This window comes from Christiangramia pacifica (assembly GCF_057221535.1).
Map to the genome: position 1 here is coordinate 3,284,754 of NZ_CM170146.1, position 17,155 is coordinate 3,301,908.

13 protein-coding genes are annotated in these 17,155 nt (G+C 38.6%); 11 read left to right on the forward strand and 2 right to left on the reverse strand.

What is annotated here, in order from left to right:
* Nucleotides 1-18: 18 nt before the first annotated feature.
* Nucleotides 19-1,035: an alkaline phosphatase D family protein gene (locus tag AC2S94_RS15100; protein ID WP_484629377.1), complete on the reverse strand. Its 1,017-nt coding sequence runs from the start codon at nt 1,033-1,035 to the stop codon at nt 19-21.
* A 77-nt stretch (nt 1,036-1,112) separates the two neighbouring features.
* On the opposite strand from AC2S94_RS15100, the gene AC2S94_RS15105 reads away from it, so the two are divergent.
* The 3 genes from AC2S94_RS15105 to AC2S94_RS15115 all read left to right on the forward strand — a co-directional run bounded on the left by AC2S94_RS15105 (nt 1,113) and on the right by AC2S94_RS15115 (nt 3,904).
* A complete protein-coding gene (locus tag AC2S94_RS15105) occupies nt 1,113-2,129 on the forward strand; it encodes a DHH family phosphoesterase (RefSeq protein ID WP_484629378.1) in 1,017 nt (338 codons plus the stop codon).
* Nucleotides 2,126-2,686, forward strand: coding sequence for a gliding motility-associated peptidyl-prolyl isomerase GldI (gene gldI / locus AC2S94_RS15110; protein ID WP_484629379.1), 561 nt, complete (start codon nt 2,126-2,128; stop codon nt 2,684-2,686). Before AC2S94_RS15105 ends, gldI begins: the two co-directional genes overlap by 4 nt.
* 87 nt (nt 2,687-2,773) lie before the next feature.
* Complete coding sequence (locus tag AC2S94_RS15115) at nt 2,774-3,904, forward strand: peptidylprolyl isomerase (protein WP_484629380.1); 1,131 nt, start codon at nt 2,774-2,776, stop codon at nt 3,902-3,904.
* A gap of 68 nt (nt 3,905-3,972) precedes the next feature.
* Here AC2S94_RS15115 and AC2S94_RS15120 read toward each other — a convergent pair whose 3' ends face one another.
* A complete protein-coding gene (locus AC2S94_RS15120; protein ID WP_484629381.1) occupies nt 3,973-5,433 on the reverse strand; it encodes an aminoacyl-histidine dipeptidase in 1,461 nt (486 codons plus the stop codon).
* 88 nt (nt 5,434-5,521) lie between these two features.
* On the opposite strand from AC2S94_RS15120, the gene AC2S94_RS15125 reads away from it, so the two are divergent.
* The 8 genes from AC2S94_RS15125 to AC2S94_RS15160 all read left to right on the forward strand — a co-directional run bounded on the left by AC2S94_RS15125 (nt 5,522) and on the right by AC2S94_RS15160 (nt 17,127).
* A complete protein-coding gene (locus AC2S94_RS15125; protein WP_484629382.1) occupies nt 5,522-6,595 on the forward strand; it encodes a DUF3810 domain-containing protein in 1,074 nt (357 codons plus the stop codon).
* Nucleotides 6,596-6,680: 85 nt separating this feature from the next.
* On the forward strand, nt 6,681-9,647 hold the full coding sequence (locus tag AC2S94_RS15130; protein WP_484629383.1) for an amidohydrolase family protein: 2,967 nt from the start codon (nt 6,681-6,683) through the stop codon (nt 9,645-9,647).
* A 13-nt stretch (nt 9,648-9,660) separates the two neighbouring features.
* On the forward strand, nt 9,661-10,974 hold the full coding sequence (locus AC2S94_RS15135; RefSeq protein WP_484629384.1) for an amidohydrolase family protein: 1,314 nt from the start codon (nt 9,661-9,663) through the stop codon (nt 10,972-10,974).
* Between the two features lie 76 nt (nt 10,975-11,050).
* A complete protein-coding gene (locus AC2S94_RS15140; RefSeq protein WP_484629385.1) occupies nt 11,051-11,863 on the forward strand; it encodes a TrmH family RNA methyltransferase in 813 nt (270 codons plus the stop codon).
* 12 nt (nt 11,864-11,875) lie between these two features.
* Nucleotides 11,876-13,114: a M48 family metallopeptidase gene (locus AC2S94_RS15145; RefSeq protein WP_484629386.1), complete on the forward strand. Its 1,239-nt coding sequence runs from the start codon at nt 11,876-11,878 to the stop codon at nt 13,112-13,114.
* Between the two features lie 35 nt (nt 13,115-13,149).
* A complete protein-coding gene (locus tag AC2S94_RS15150; RefSeq protein WP_484629387.1) occupies nt 13,150-15,363 on the forward strand; it encodes a RelA/SpoT family protein in 2,214 nt (737 codons plus the stop codon).
* A gap of 24 nt (nt 15,364-15,387) precedes the next feature.
* On the forward strand, nt 15,388-15,843 hold the full coding sequence (locus tag AC2S94_RS15155) for a Fur family transcriptional regulator (RefSeq protein ID WP_309560734.1): 456 nt from the start codon (nt 15,388-15,390) through the stop codon (nt 15,841-15,843).
* A 12-nt stretch (nt 15,844-15,855) separates the two neighbouring features.
* The gene (locus AC2S94_RS15160; RefSeq protein ID WP_484629388.1) at nt 15,856-17,127 is read left to right on the forward strand and encodes an adenylosuccinate synthase; all 1,272 of its coding nucleotides are present in this window, start codon (nt 15,856-15,858) and stop codon (nt 17,125-17,127) included.
* Nucleotides 17,128-17,155 lie beyond the last annotated feature (28 nt).

Genomic DNA, 17,155 nt, shown 5'->3' on the forward strand with positions numbered 1-17,155 from the left:
TTAAGGTTTTATGTTGACCTACTGGAATTCAAGCATGTAATCCTGCAGCATTTTATTAGCTTCTCCCCGCATCTCCATAAGCACTCTTTTTCCTTCAAAATCGAATTTCAACAAGCCAAAACTTTTAACTTTTATCACCTCTCCTACTCTGTATTTATTAGGTTCTCCGCTAAATTCTTCGTAGGTATGCGTGAGTCCGCTGGAAGTGAAATCTACCAGAGGATAATTAAGACCATTCACCTCTGTGGCTGAAAACTCTGAAATATGACGGTCTCCGCTTAAAAGAACCACATTCTTAGCTTCTGAAATAACTATCAAATCTTTCAACTTATCAACTTCGGAAGGGAAATTACCCCAGGTTTCAAAACCGTGCTCCGCGGAAAGGATCTGAATACTGGAAAGTATGACATTAAAATCGGCTTTACTGCTAGTCAATTCTTCTTCCAGCCAGTTCCATTGTTTTTCTCCAAGAATACTTCCTTCAGAAGGCTGATATCTTTTACCACGATCATCGCTTTTTAAAAGTTCATCTCTAAAGTATCGTGTATCTAAAAGAATAACTTTCACACTACCCTTTCCAGTTTCGAATATTTCTGAGCTATATACTCCTTCCCTATTTCTTTTAGGACTGTTTTCAGGAACATCCATAAAATCCAGGAATAACTGCTGACTCTTTTCTTTAAAATGCCATTCTTTCCCTCCGTCATTGAGTCCGTAATCATGATCATCCCAAATTCCGAATACTTCTGTAGTGCTTAACAATCTCTGGTAACCTTCATTCTGCAACTGCATAGTATATGCGGCTTTCATCTTTTCAGCATCATCGGTATCAGAATAGATATTATCGCCACCCCACAAAAAAACTTCCGGATCATTTTTCAAAATAGCGTCCCATAATGGCTGCGGTTCGTCTTCACGATTACAACTTCCAAAAGCGATGGTAAAATCGTCCTCGAAATTTGAATTCAGATTATTAGAGCTACTGCAGGAAAGCAGAAATAAAAACGCCGGGAGAAGCTTTAAAATGTTTTTCATCAGTTGGTTTTAGGATTACAAATTTAAAGCTTCCAGTATTTCTTAAGTATTATTAAATTGTATATTTAGCCCTGATTATGATAGATACAAGAATTCTGGAAATAACGGCTGAACTTGCCAAAGCCGATAACATCGTAATTGTTCCGCACAAAGGCCCCGATGGCGATGCCATGGGATCTACTTTAGGACTTTTACATTTCCTTAGAGATAAAGGTCACAATGCAACTGTGATAGCGCCGAACGATTATCCGCATTTTTTAAAATGGTTACCGGGAAGCGATGAAGTGGTGATCTATGAATCTGAAAAAGAAAAGGCAGATAAAATTATTGCCGAAGCTCAGATCATTTTTACTTTGGATTTTAATAATCTTTCCAGATGCGGAAGCATGCAGGAATCTTTATTGGCGTCTAAGGCAGTTTTCGTAATGATAGACCATCACCAGGAACCTTCAGATTATGCCGATTATACCTATAGTGATTCCACAATGAGCTCAACCTGTGAAATGGTATACAGGTTCATTGATAAATTGCGAGCCAATAAAAAGATAACTCCTGAGATCGCCACCTGTTTGTATACAGGAATCATGACCGATACCGGTTCGTTCAGGTTTGCATCAACTTCAAGCAATACACATAAAGCGATCGCAGACCTTATTGAGAAGGGAGCTGATAACGCCCAGATACATAATAATATTTACGACACTAATTCTGAGACCAAGCTGCAGTTATTAGGAACTGCTTTGAAAAATTTAAAGGTCAATAAAGAGTTGAGAACGGCCTATATCAGTCTATCCCAGGAAGAACTTGATAAACACAACTTCAAAAAAGGAGACACAGAAGGTTTTGTGAATTACGGCCTTTCTTTAGACGGAATTATTTTTGCAGTAATTTTCATTGAAAAAGAAAATGAAGACCTTGTCAAGATTTCTTTCAGATCTAAAGGTGATTTTGATGTTAATAAATTTGCCAGAGCGCATTTTGAAGGTGGCGGACATATAAATGCTGCAGGTGGAAAAAGTAATATTTCGCTGAATGATACGATAGTAAGGTTTAATAACATTTTACCTGAATATTCTGAACAACTGAAAAAATGAGAATTCTAAGCATAATATTCCTGGCTCTATTCGTGGTTAGTTGCAAATCTCCTGAAGCGCGACGCCCGGTCTCCCAAAATAGCGGTTCATATATTGATGAATCTGTAGAGAGAAACAAGGAGATGATCGCACAGGAAGAAGATTACATCAAACAGGTAATGGGGAAGAACACCAATACAGATTACCTTTCTTCTGCCGATGGATTCTGGTATTATTATAATGATAAATCTACCGATTCCTTGAATACCAAAACTCCGGAATTTGGCGATGTGGTTGTTTTTGATTATTCAATTTCAACCATTGAAGGAGAAGCTATTTATGCTGAAGGTGAAAAAGCTACCCGTGAATATGCCATGGATAAGGAGGAACTTTTTACCGGCCTTAGACAGGGACTTAAATTGATGAAAGAGGGAGAAACTGTGACCTTTTTATTTCCATCTCATAAAGCCTTTGGTTACTACGGAGACCAAAAAAAGATTGGAAGTAATGTTCCTATTATGACCAGGGTAACCTTACGAGATATTAAGCCAGAAACGGTTAACGATACAAACAATTAAAATTTTAATAAGATTTGGGTTTACGATATTTTATCCTAAACCCTTATTTTTCAATACATCTCAAGCAAAACAAATCAAAATTTACAGATGAAAACAAAAAGTCTATTTTTATTATTAACAGTGGCACTAAGCCTATTCTCTTGCAACGAGGAATATCCGGAACTGGAAGATGGAATGTATGCAGAATTCAATACATCTATGGGACCTGTAGTTGCTGAACTTTATTTTGAAGAAACACCAATGACCGTTGCCAGCTTTGTATCCCTTGCTGAAGGAAATAGCAAAATGGCTGACAGCACTTATAAAGACAAAAAGTATTATGACGGATTGATCTTTCACCGTGTGATTGATGGATTCGTGATCCAGGGTGGAGACCCAACCGGAACTGGAAGCGGCGGACCTGGATACAAATATCCGGATGAATTCGTTGATTCTTTAAGTCACGATTCGAAAGGAATTCTTTCCATGGCTAATGCCGGACCTGGAACGAACGGAAGTCAGTTTTTCATTACTCTTGGACCTGTAGCTCAGCTTGACGGAAGACATACTGTTTTCGGAAAAGTGGTTAAAGGCCAGGATGTTGTAGATTCTATCGGAAAGGTTGAAACTGGACCTCGTGATCGCCCTGTTAAAGATGTGACCATGAATGAAGTGAACATCATCCGTAAAGGAAAAGCTGCCAAGAATTTTGATGCTCCAAAAGTATTCGAAACCCGTCTTGCTGAAATTGACGCTGAAAAAGAAGCAGAAGCAAAAGCAATGCAAGAACAGAAAGACCAAATGGTTCAGGAATTTGAAGAGCTTGAAGCAAAAGCTGATTCACTAGACAGTGGTCTTAAGATCTACTTTGAAAACGAAGGTGATGGAGAAAAGCCTAAAAATGGTCAGAAAGTACTGGTAGACTATGAAGGTTATTTTGTAGACGGTACTATTTTCGATACTAGTAAAGAGGATCTGGCTAAAGAAATGAATATCTACAGCGAACAGAGAGCTCAGAGTATTGGTTATGGGCCAATGACTACAATGTATGGCCCGGATGCACCCATGATTCCTGGCTTTAAGGAAGCCATGCAACAAATGAAAATTGGAGATGAAGCTGTTGTTTTCATACCTAGTCATTTAGGTTATGGAGAAAGAGGATACGGTAGAGCAATTCCACCAAACACAGACTTAGTGTTCAGAATTAAATTGGTTGAAATGGCTAACACAGCCGAGTAACCAATCTTTTAACCATAAAAAAATCCCTTAACTCGCGTTAAGGGATTTTTTGTTTTCAGAAGGTAATTTTAATTCTCCGGAATGTTCTTTAGAACTTCAAGTAAAAAATTCCAGTATTTCTGGGCAGACTTTATACTTGCTCTTTCATCTGGAGAATGAGCTCCACGTATGGTAGGACCAAAAGAGATCATATCCATTTTTGGATAATGACTTCCAATGATTCCACATTCCAGTCCGGCATGACAGGCGGCAATATCTGCTTTTTCACCATTCATTTTCTGGTAGATCTCATCAAGAGTTTTCAAAATCGCTGAATCACTGTTTGGTGCCCAACCTGGATATTCCCCGGATAACTTAACCTCAAAGCCAGCTAGTTCAAACACAGCTTTTAAAGAAGTTGCCAGATCATCTTTTGTTGATTCTACAGAACTCCGGGTTAAACATTTAATATAAACTTCCCCATTTTTCAAAGTGACGTTGGCGACATTATTTGAAGCTTCCACCAGTCCTTCAATTTCAGGACTCATCCTGTAAACGCCATTATGTGCACCGGCCAGGGCATGCAAAACTTCACGTTGAGATTTAAGATCCATTAAAGATCCTTCAGTTGGAACTTTTTGAAGTTCTATAGAAAGATTTTTTTCCAGCGATGCATATTCAGATTTGATCTCGTTGGCTCTGGTTTCAAATTCTTTTTTAAAACTTTCTTCTTCCGTATCTGGAATAGCGATCAACGCCTCACTTTCTCTGGGGATCGCATTTCTCAATCCACCTCCATCAATTTCAGAAACTCTCATTTTCAGATCTTCGGAAGTATTCACCAAAAGACGATTCATTATTTTGTTGGCATTCCCAAGACCTTTAATAATATCCATCCCGGAATGGCCTCCACTCAAACCTTTAACTTTTACAGAATAACTCCTGTAGGTTTCCGGCATTTTTTCTTCATCATATTTCTTTGAAGCTGTAATATCTACACCTCCGGCGCAACCAATTCCTATTTCATCATCTTCTTCAGTATCAAGATTAAGAAGGATCTCCCCTTCCAAAAGATCTGGGCTCAATCCTTTCGCCCCGGTCATCCCGGTTTCTTCATCTATAGTAAAAAGTGCCTCGATAGCCGGATGCTCAATGGAATCACTTTCCAGAATAGCCATCATGGTAGCCACGCCAAGACCGTTATCGGCACCTAAAGTAGTACCTTTGGCACGAACCCAGTCACCATCCACATACATTTCAATTCCCTGCGTATCAAAATCGAAATCTGTGTCGTTATTTTTCTGATGTACCATATCCAGGTGAGCCTGCAGTACGATCTTTTTCCTGTCTTCCATTCCCTTTGTCGCAGGCTTATAGATCACCACATTACCTACGCTGTCAACTTCAGTCCTCAGATTTAAATTATTTCCGAAATTCTTGATGAATTCAATGACACGTTCTTCTTTTTTTGAAGGTCTTGGAACGGCATTCAGATCAGCGAATTTATTCCATAAAACTTTGGGTTCCAGCCCCCTTATTTCTTCATTCATTGCTCTAATTTTTGGTATCTTCACAAAGGTATTCGATTTTACCGAACTCTAAAATTTGAGGCCTGCTGAATATTTGTATTTTTAAGCCGTGAAGAGAAAGTCTGTCCTTTTACTCGCTATCCTGCTGCCGATACAAATTATAGGTATCAATTTTCTTTCTGGCCATTCAGCCTTCGTCGAGGAGTATTATTCTAAAGGACTTTATCCGGTCATTTCAAAAATGATGAGATTCAGCCTGGGATTTATCCCATTTTCACTAGGAGATTTTTTGTATGCTTTACTGGTAATCCTTTTAATTCTGTGGCTTTCCAGAAGAATATCTCAAAGATTCAGAAGACCGAAAATGTGGATTCCTGATGCCCTTGCCACTTTATCAATAATTTACTTTTGCTTTCATTTATTCTGGGGTTTTAATTATTACAGACTCCCATTGCATGAAACGCTGGAAATTGAAAATGAATACACTACGGATAAGCTTATTAAATTAACTGAAAGACTTATTGACAGATCCAACCAAATTCATTTGGAGCTTGCCGTAAATGACTCTACCAGCGTTGAGTATAGATACTCAAAAAATGAATTGTTCGAGATCACCCTGGACGGATATAAAAATATTGAAAAAGATTACCCGGAATTGACCTATAAAGGGGAAGCTTTAAAAAGGTCTCTTTACAGCATTCCACTAACCTATATGGGTTTCAATGGTTATCTGAATCCGCTAACCAATGAGGCACAGGTAAATACTATTATCTTACCGTATAAGATCCCAACCACGGCAAGTCATGAAGTTGGGCACCAATTAGGCTTTGCCAAGGAAAATGAAGCAAATTTCATCTCCTGCCTGGTAACGATGAATCATCCCAATAAAAAATTCAGGTATTCAGGTTACACTTTTGCACTGAGTTATTGCCTGAGCGAACTTTACAGGAGAGACCAGACAAAGGCCGAAGAATTGATCGAAACCATCAACGAAGGCATTCTTGAAAATTACCGGGAAGTAGACGAATTCTGGAAACAGCACACCAATCCATTTGAACCGATTTTTAAAGCAACCTATAACAGGTATCTTATCGTAAATAATCAGTCTGATGGCATGAAAAGTTACAGTTATGTGGTTGCTTTGCTGGTTAATTACTTCGATGATACTCGAAACGCACTATAATTCCTCTGAAATAATACATTTTTTAGTACTTTAAGGCTCTTAAAATTTTGAGCAATCTTATTTACTTAAAAATCACCAACTTTTTATGAAATTAAAACTACTGATTTTGGGAGTTTTCCTTAGTGTGTTTTCTATGCAGGCACAGGAATATTTCCCGAAAAATGATGGTGTAAAAACGCGCAACACCAATTACACCGTTTTTAAAAACGCCAGGATCCATGTAGATCCTCAAACAGTGATCGAAAATGGTATGTTTGCTATTAAAGAAGGAAAGATCACTTCTGTAGGTAAATCTATCAATGTTCCAAAGAACAGTATTGTAGTAGACCTTAAGGGCAAAGAAGTGTATCCATCTTTTATTGATCTATACAGCGAATTTGGAATTTCTAAACCGAAAAGAGCTGAAGGCGGAAATGGCCCTCAGTATGATGCTTCGAGAGAAGGATATTACTGGAACGATCACATAAGACCTGATGTTGATGCGGTTTCACAATTCAGTTTTGATTCGAAAGAAGCTGAAAAATACCATAAAGCAGGATTCGGAGTAGTTAATACGCATGTTCCTGATGGGATCATAAGAGGTACCGGAATGCTCGTGGCCCTTACTCCTGGAGTAAGCGAAGGAGATCGTATCTTAAGTGACAGGTCTTCGCAGTATCTATCTTTTGATAAAAGCGTTCTTTCCAGACAATCTTATCCTACTTCAATTATGGGTACCATGGCTCTAATACGCCAGGCTTACCTGGATGCCGACTGGTATGCTAAAGGAAATGCCGATAATAAAGATCTTGCGCTGGAAGCCCTGAACTCTAATCAAAATCTTGTTCAGATATTTAAAGCAGATAATTTGTTGAACGAACTTAGAGCTGATAAGGTTGGGGACGAATTTGGGGTTCAATATGTTATCGTTGGTAGTGGAAAAGAATACCAGAGAATAGATAAAATAAAAGAATCTAATGCCACTTATGTGGTGCCTCTATCTTTCCCTAGTGCCTATGATGTAGAAGATCCTTATCTAACCAGTTATTTAAGCCTTGAAGAAATGAGAGAATGGAACCAGGCGCCGACAAACCTGAAAATGTTGTCGGAAATTAAAGTTCCGTTTACCATTACCACCCATTCTATAGATGCGGAAAAAGATTTCAGAACCAATTTATTAAAAGCTGTAGAATATGGTTTAAGCAAGGAAGCAGCGTTGGCAGCATTAACTACAGTGCCAGCACAAACAATTGGTCAGTCAAACAAAATTGGTGTAATTAAGGAAGGTGCATGGGCAAACTTCCTGATTACTTCCGGAGACTTTTTTGATAAGAAAACCACTTTATATGAAAACTGGATCCAGGGAGAAAAGAACGTCCTGGAAAATATGGATATTACCAATATTACTGGAAAATATGATTTAAAAGTAGATGGTAATACTTACGAACTGAATATTACAGGTGAAGCTTCCAAACCTAAAGCTGAAGTAAAACTGGGAGAAACCAAGATAGGTTCCAAGTTAAGTTTTGATAATAATTGGATGAGCCTTTTACTTTCTTCTCCAGATACTACAAAAACTGAATTTATAAGACTTGCTGCCAACATTCCGGCCCCAACGAATTCAATTTCCGGTAAAGCGATAATGCCAAATGGAAATGAAACTTCATTCCAGGCAACAAAAAAGAATTCTTCGGAAAAAGATAAAAAAGAGGAAAAGGAAAAGAAAGAATCTCCGGAAGTAATGCCGGTTACTTATCCTAACATCGCCTACGGTTTCAAGGAACAACCTAAGCAGCAAAATATTCTTTTCAAAAATGCTACGGTTTGGACCAGTGAAGAAGAAGGTGTTCTTGAAAACACAGATGTTCTGGTTAAAAACGGAGAAATTGCCAGAATTGGAAAAGATCTTGGTGCTTCTGGTGCAAAAGTGATCGATGCAACCGGTAAACATTTAACTGCCGGGATAATTGATGAACACTCCCACCTTGCTGCTTCAGATATTAATGAAGCGGGACATAATTCTTCCGCGGAAGTAAGCATGGAAGATGTGGTAGACCCAACAGATATAGGAATTTATAGAGATCTTGCCGGGGGAGTAACTACTATTCAATTATTACATGGATCTGCAAACCCAATTGGGGGCCGTTCAGCAATCCTAAAACTAAAATGGGGAGAATCTGCAGAAGATCTTATTTTCGAGCAGGCGCCACCCTTTATAAAATTCGCTCTTGGTGAGAATGTAAAACAGGCAAATTGGAGCGGTAACCGTTTTCCACAGACAAGGATGGGTGTGGAACAGGTTTTCATCGATTACTTCAGTCAGGCCAGAGCTTATGAGTCTGAAAAGAAAAGCGGTGGAGATTTCAGAAAAGATCTTGAGATGGAAACACTTGTAGAGATCCTGAATGGCGAACGCTTTGTAACTTCTCACTCATATATTCAGAGTGAGATCAATATGCTGATGAAGGTCGCAGAACAATTCGATTTTAATATCAACACTTTCACTCACATTCTTGAAGGTTACAAAGTTGCTGATAAAATGAAAGAACACGGAGTTGGCGCTTCTACTTTTTCTGACTGGTGGGCATATAAATATGAAGTGAATGATGCTATACCTTACAACGCTTCAATTTTGAATAAAGTTGGTGTAACTGTGGCTATTAACAGTGATGATGGTGAAATGAGCCGAAGACTTAATCAGGAAGCAGCAAAAAGCGTAAAATATGGTGGAATGAGTGAGGAAGAGGCCTGGAAAATGGTAACCATCAATCCTGCGAAACTTCTGCATATAGATAATCTTGTGGGAAGTATTAAAACAGGCAAACAGGCAGATCTTGTTCTCTGGAATGAGCACCCGCTATCTATCTACGCAAAACCGGAAAAGACCATCATAGAAGGTGTGGTTTATTTTGATCTGGAACGTGATGAGCAGATGAGAAAAGAGATCAAGAAAGAACGTAATGCGCTTATTGCCCAGATGCTGAAAGCAAAAAACAGCGGAGTGAAAACTCAGCCGGTAACGAAAAAAGAAAAGCAACGTGTTCACTGTGATCTTCTAGAAGAGGTTCAATAAAAATCAGAGAAAAATGAAAAGATTTAATATATATATTTTAATCGCTCTACTGGTGATCTCCGGAAACAGTTTTGCGCAGCAAACTCCTGCCGCGGAACAGTCGGAACCGATTACAATTGTGGGAGCAACAGCACATTTGGGAAATGGTGAGGTTATCGAAAACAGCCTTATCATTTTTGAAGATGGCATGATCACTGAAGTGATCGCAGCTAATCTAACCAAGAGACAATATCCGGGAAAAATAATCAATGCCGAAGGCAAACATGTTTATCCTGGAATAATTGCACCAAATTCAACCCTCGGTCTTGTTGAAATAGATGCGGTTAAAGCTACAGAAGATGAAGACGAAATGGGTGAAATGCTTCCAAATGTTAGAAGTTTGATCGCTTATAATGCGGAAAGCAAAGTTGTGGAATCCATGAGACCAAATGGTGTTTTGGTTGGCCAGATCGTTCCTAGAGGCGGACTTGTTTCAGGAACCTCAAGCATTGTGCAATTTGATGCCTGGAATTGGGAAGATGCAGTTGTGAAAGAAAATGACGGTCTTCATATCAATTGGCCAGATGCCTTTAGAAGAGGCCGTTGGTGGAGAGGTGAAGATCCAGGATTAAAAGCGAATAAAGAATATCAGGAAGAGATCGAAAAACTTTCAGATTTCTTTGCTTCCTCAAAGGCATTTTTAGCTGGAAGCAGGGATTATAAAAACCTACCATATTTAGCCATGGATTCAGTTTTTAATGGAGACAAAAAAGTTTTCATCCATGTAAATGGCGAAAAAGAAATCCTGGATGTGATCGAATTCAAAAACAAGCAGGAATTGAATAGCATCGTGATTGTTGGTGGTTATGATGCGCTTGGTGTGGCAAATCAGCTTAAGTCTAATGAAATTCCGGTTTTGGTCAACAGGCCACACAGCACTCCGAATAAAGACTATGAAGATTACGATTATCCATATAAACTGGCAAAATTACTTCAGGATGAAGGTGTGATGGTGGCCTTGGAAAGTAGTGGACAAATGGAGCGTATGAATACCAGAAACCTTCCTTTTTATGCCGGAACCGTAGCTGCTTTTGGAATGGACAAAGAAGATGCTTTGAAACTGATCACTTCTAACACGGCGAAGATCCTCGGGATCGACGATAAATACGGAAGTCTGGAAAAAGGAAAATCGGCCACCTTATTTATTTCTGAAGGAGATGCTCTAGACATGAGAACGAACATTCTTTCTCATGCATTTATTGATGGTAGAGAGGTTAGTCTCGAAACTCATCAAACTGAGCTTTGGAAAAGATATTCCAAGAAATATGAAGATCAGAAAAGTGAATAATTCTTTTCGATAAAATTCAATAGCCCCTGAAGTTCAGGGGCTTTTTTTATGGCTATTATCTACGTACTTTTACCACATGTTTAAACAGATCACGAGTCCCCAGAATAAGGAAATAAAGTGGCTGCTTCAGCTACAGGAAAAGTCGCGAAATCGCCGGAAGGAAAATGCTTTTGTAGTTGAAGGAAACCGGGAAGTTGGACTCGCCATTAATGGAGGCTATCAACCACTTCACCTCTATTTTGTTCCGGAATTGATAGATTTTCAGAAAGTAATGGGAATGGCAAAGTCTCAGGACGAGCATGCAGAAATAACTGAGATTAGTAAAGAAGTATATGAAAAGGTCGCTTATCGAGGAAGCACAGAAGGTCTTCTGGCTGTTTTTAGATCTAAGGAACTTCAGCTGGATGATCTGCAATTTACAAATACAAATCCTTTGATCCTCGTAGCTGAAGCCCCTGAAAAACCAGGAAATATCGGCGCAATATTGAGGACAGCAGATGCGGCTGCTGTAGATGCCGTGATCGTCGCCAATCCAAAAACCGATCTGTATAATCCGAATATCATCAGAAGCAGCGTTGGTTGTATTTTTACGAACCAAATCGCCACTGGATCTACGGAAGAAATTATCGAATTCCTGAAAAGCCGTCAGATCAATATTTATGCAGCGGCACTTCAGGCATCAAAAGCTTATCATAAAATAGATTTCAGAAATGCTTCAGCAATAATTATGGGAACAGAGGCGACCGGTTTGAGTGAAGAATGGATCACGAATTCCACTGAGAATATCATCATCCCCATGCATGGAGAAATAGATTCCATGAATGTTTCGGTTGCTGCGGGCATTCTTATATTTGAAGCAAAAAGACAAAGAATTATTCACCCAGAATAAATTGAAATTCATTTGACACCAGAAACACTTTTTTATATCATCATTGCCATTATAATCATCGATTTTGTGGTCGATAAAATTCTCGACGCTCTCAACGCCAAACATTTTGATGATCCTATTCCTACTGAACTTTCAGACGTTTATGATGCCGAGGAATATGAAAAATCTCAGCGTTATAAAAAAGAAAGATTTCGTTTTGGTATGATCACCTCAAGCTTTTCGATACTGCTCACTTTAGGCTTTATCATACTTGATGGTTTCGCCTATTTAGACCAAATCGCCAGAAGTATTACCGACAATCCCATTCTGATCGCACTAATATTCTTTGGAATCATTATGCTGGGAAGCGACCTATTAATGACTCCTTTTTCTTGGTATAGCACCTTTGTGATCGAAGAAAAATATGGTTTTAATAAAACTACCGGAAAACTATTCATCCTGGATAAATTAAAAGGATTACTGATGGGCGCCATAATTGGTGGCGGAATTCTAGCACTTATCGTATGGTTCTATCAATTCGCCGGAGATAATTTCTGGTGGTATGCCTGGATTTTGGTAGCGGTATTTTCAATTTTCATGAATATGTTCTATGCTAAATTGATCGTTCCGCTTTTCAATAAACAAACTCCTTTGAAGGACGGATCTTTGAGATCAAAAATTGAGCACTATGCAAAAAGTGTCGGTTTTCAACTAGATAACATTTTTGTAATAGACGGCTCAAAAAGAAGCACGAAAGCAAACGCATATTTTTCAGGTTTTGGAAGTGAAAAAAGAATCACCTTATATGATACGCTTATCAATGACCTGGAAGAGGAAGAAATAGTAGCAGTTCTAGCCCATGAAGTTGGTCATTATAAAAAGAATCACATTATTGTTAACCTTTTGGTTTCGATCATTACCACAGGATTTACCTTATGGCTGTTATCTTTATTTGTTGGTAACCCTTTGCTTTCCGCAGCTTTAGGAGTTGCAGAACCTAGCTTCCATATTGGCCTGGTTGCTTTCGGAATTTTATACAGCCCTATATCTGAGATCACCGGACTTATTATGAACTATGTTTCAAGAAAATTTGAATACCAGGCAGATAATTTTGCAAAAACCACTTACGACGGTAGTTTTCTCATTTCAAGCTTGAAGAAATTATCCAAAAACACTTTGAGCAATTTGACTCCGCATAAAGCCTATATTTTTGTACATTATTCTCATCCCAGTCTCTTGCAGCGTTATCGCAATTTGAAGACCGGTATTTAGTTGTTTCCTTTCAATCTTAATTGTATTTTTAACCTATGACAGAAGCGGCTATAGAAAAAGAAAACAAACAGATCGCGAGGCAGTACAAGGAATTGCTGCGCATTAGTTATCAAACGTTAACCGAGGATGATAAAAAACTGATCCGGAAAGCATTTGATACGGCTGTAGACGCCCATAAAGACCAGCGCCGTAAATCTGGAGAAGCTTATATTTTCCACCCCATTGCGGTGGCTAAGATCGTAGCTTCTGAAATTGGGCTGGATGCCACTTCCATTGCCGCTGCCCTACTTCATGATGTGGTTGAAGATACACAATATACCCTTGACGATCTTCGAGAAATGTTTGGAGAAACCGTGGCTAAGATCGTAGACGGACTTACCAAAATTTCCAGTCTGAAAAAAGACAAGGATGTTTCCCTGCAGGCGGAAAATTTCAGGAAAATGCTGCTTACCCTGAATGATGACGTAAGGGTGATCATCATCAAAATTGCAGACAGGTTGCATAATATGCAAACGATGGATGCCATGCGCCCGGATAAGCAGGTTAAGATCGCTTCAGAAACTTTATATATTTATGCTCCGCTAGCACATAGAATTGGTCTTTATAACATTAAAACAGAACTTGAGGATCTCGGTTTAAAATATACTGAACCTGAAGTTTACAATGATATTCTTACCAAGATTAAGGAAAGTAAAGAAGAACAGGATCTTTACATAAAAGAATTCAGTAAGATCATTCAGGATTCGCTAGACCAGGAAAAACTGGATTATGAAATAAAAGGTAGACCGAAATCCATTTATTCCATCAATAAAAAAATCAAGGCTCAGAACATAAGTTTTGATGAGATCTACGATAAGTTCGCTATTAGAATCATCTACGATAGTGAGCCTTCTCAGGAGAAATTCCTCGCCTGGAAAATATATTCGATTGTTACAGATCACTTCAGGCCTAATCCAACAAGACTGCGGGACTGGATCTCTTCGCCTAAGTCTACTGGTTACGAAGCATTGCATATTACGGTAATGGGTCCTAAAGGAAGATGGGTTGAAGTCCAGATAAGGAGTCAGCGAATGAATGAGATCGCGGAGAAAGGTTATGCTGCACATTATAAATACAAGCAGGGTAACGAGACCAATAAAGAAGAAAGAGGTTTTGAAGAATGGGTGACCAGGCTTCAGGAGGCGCTGGAAAGTTCAGAAGTTAATGCAGTTGATTTCGTTGAACAATTCAAACTGAACCTTTATTCCAAAGAAATTTTTGTTTTTACTCCGCAGGGAGATCTAAAATCTTTACCAAAGGGCTCTACTCCTCTCGATTTTGCCTTCAGCATACATACTGAAATTGGTCTTCACACCAGAGGTTCCAGGGTTAATAACAAACTGGTCCCTTTGAGTCATGAGTTGAAAAGTGGCGACCAGGTGGAGATCATAACTTCGGAAAATGCAAAGCCAAATATTAATTGGCTGGACTACGCGAATACTGCACGAGCCAGGGCAAAGATAAAATCATCTCTTAAAGACGAGAAAAAAGAGATCGCAGAAGAAGGAAAAGCAATTCTTGCTAGAAAATTGAAAGCTCAGAAAATTCAGTTCAACGAGAAATCTATTAATGAATTGGTAGTTTTCTTTAACCTGAAAACCAGCCTGGATCTTTTTTACCGCGTAGGAATCGGGAAAATAGACAACCAGATGCTAAAAGATTTTGCTTCTTCCCGAAGCAATTCCCTGGTTAGTTATTTCAAAAGTAAGATCAAAAAACCTCAGATAGCGGCAGATCTTAATAAGGATGAAATTACGGCAAAATACGATCAGCTGGTATTTGGAAAGGAAGAGGAAAAACTGGAATACAAATTATCCAATTGCTGTAATCCAATTCCAGGAGATAGTGTTTTTGGTTTTATTTCAGTAAACGATGGAATAAAAGTTCATAAAAAGGATTGTCCAAACGCGTTGCAACTTCAGAGTAATTACGCTTACAGGATCATTCAGGCAAAATGGATAGATAGTTCTCAGCAGGATTTCAAAGCGGTAATCAAACTACAGGGTATTGATAATTTAGGATTGGTGAGCGAGATCACGAAAGAGATTTCCAGCAATATGCACGTGAATATGAAGAACCTGAATTTTGACAGTTCAGATGGGGTTTTCAGTGGTAGGATTACCCTGGTAGTAAAGAATAATAATATCCTGAATACCATCATTCAAAGGCTGAAAAAAATTAACGGGATAGACAAGGTTAGCCGTGAATAAACTTTTACCTTTGCAGAGCAAATTATGAGCAAAAAAGTTGTAAATAAAAACGACCAGGCGGTCGTTAAAAATGTTTTCACCAAGTATCTTGAAGAGAAAGGTCACCGTAAAACACCGGAACGTTTCGCTATACTTCAGGAAATCTATAATTCAGATGATCATTTTGATATTGAATCACTTTATATCAAGATGAAAAACAAGAAATACCGGGTTAGCCGAGCTACTTTATATAATACTATCGAGCTTTTGTTGGAATGCGGTTTGGTTAGAAAACATCAATTCGGGCAGAATCAAGCCCAATATGAAAAATCATATTTCGATCGGCAACACGATCATATCATACTTACAGACACCGGGGAAGTAATAGAATTTTGTGATCCCAGAATTCAAAGTATCAAACAAACTATTGAAGAGGTTTTTGATATAGAGATCAACAAGCATTCATTATATTTCTACGGAAACAAAAAATCAACCAATTAAGTTTTAAAATTCATGGCAGTAGATTTACTACTAGGTCTCCAATGGGGTGATGAAGGGAAAGGTAAAATAGTTGACGTTCTAACCTCCAAATACGATATTATTGCACGTTTTCAGGGAGGTCCTAATGCTGGACATACTTTGGAATTTGACGGGCAAAAACACGTACTTCATACCATTCCATCTGGAATTTTTCATGACAACAGTGTGAATCTTGTTGGAAATGGGGTAGTTATAGATCCGGTGATCTTTAAAAGAGAGTTAGATAATCTTGCAAAACACAATGTAGATTACAAATCTAAATTGGTGATTTCAAGAAAAGCTCACCTTATACTTCCTACCCATCGCTTGCTGGATGCCGCATCTGAAGCATCAAAAGGTAAGGCAAAGATTGGCTCTACTCTAAAAGGAATTGGTCCAACCTATATGGATAAAACCGGAAGAAATGGTTTACGTGTGGGAGATCTGGAACTTGAGGATTGGAAAGACAGGTATCGTACCCTCGCAGATAAGCACGAGAAAATGATCGCTTTCTACGATGTAGATGTACAATATGATCTAAAGGAACTAGAAAAAGAATTCTGCAACGCGGTTGAAACGCTAAAGGAATTAACTTTTATAGATAGTGAAGAATATCTTCACCAGGCAATGAAAGCTGGGAAAAGTATTCTTGCTGAAGGTGCCCAGGGATCACTTCTGGATATAGATTTCGGTACGTATCCATTTGTAACATCATCTAATACAACTGCTGCGGGTGCTTGTACTGGATTAGGTGTAGCACCCAGAGAAATTGGAGAAGCTTTTGGAATATTCAAAGCTTACACCACCAGGGTTGGTAGTGGCCCCTTCCCTACTGAACTTTTTGATGAAGTTGGGGAAAAAATGGGACGTGTAGGTAATGAATTCGGAGCAACAACTGGTAGAAAAAGAAGATGTGGCTGGCTTGACCTAGTTGCATTGAAATATGCAGTGCAGGTAAACGGTATCACCCAGCTAATCATGATGAAAGGTGATGTGCTTAGTGGTTTTGAAACCCTGAAAGTGTGTACCGCATATAAATACAAAGGAGAAGAGATCACCCATTTACCTTATAATATCGAACCGGATAATGTTGAACCTATTTATACGGAAGTTAAGGGCTGGAAAGAAGATCTTACTAAAATGACAGATGCTTCTGCTCTTCCGAAGGAATTCAATGATTATGTGGATTTTCTTGAAAAAGAGCTTGAAACTCCAATTACCGTAGTTTCAGTAGGACCAGATAGAAAACAAACGATTAACAGATAATTTATTTGTTCTTAAAGCATAAAAAAAG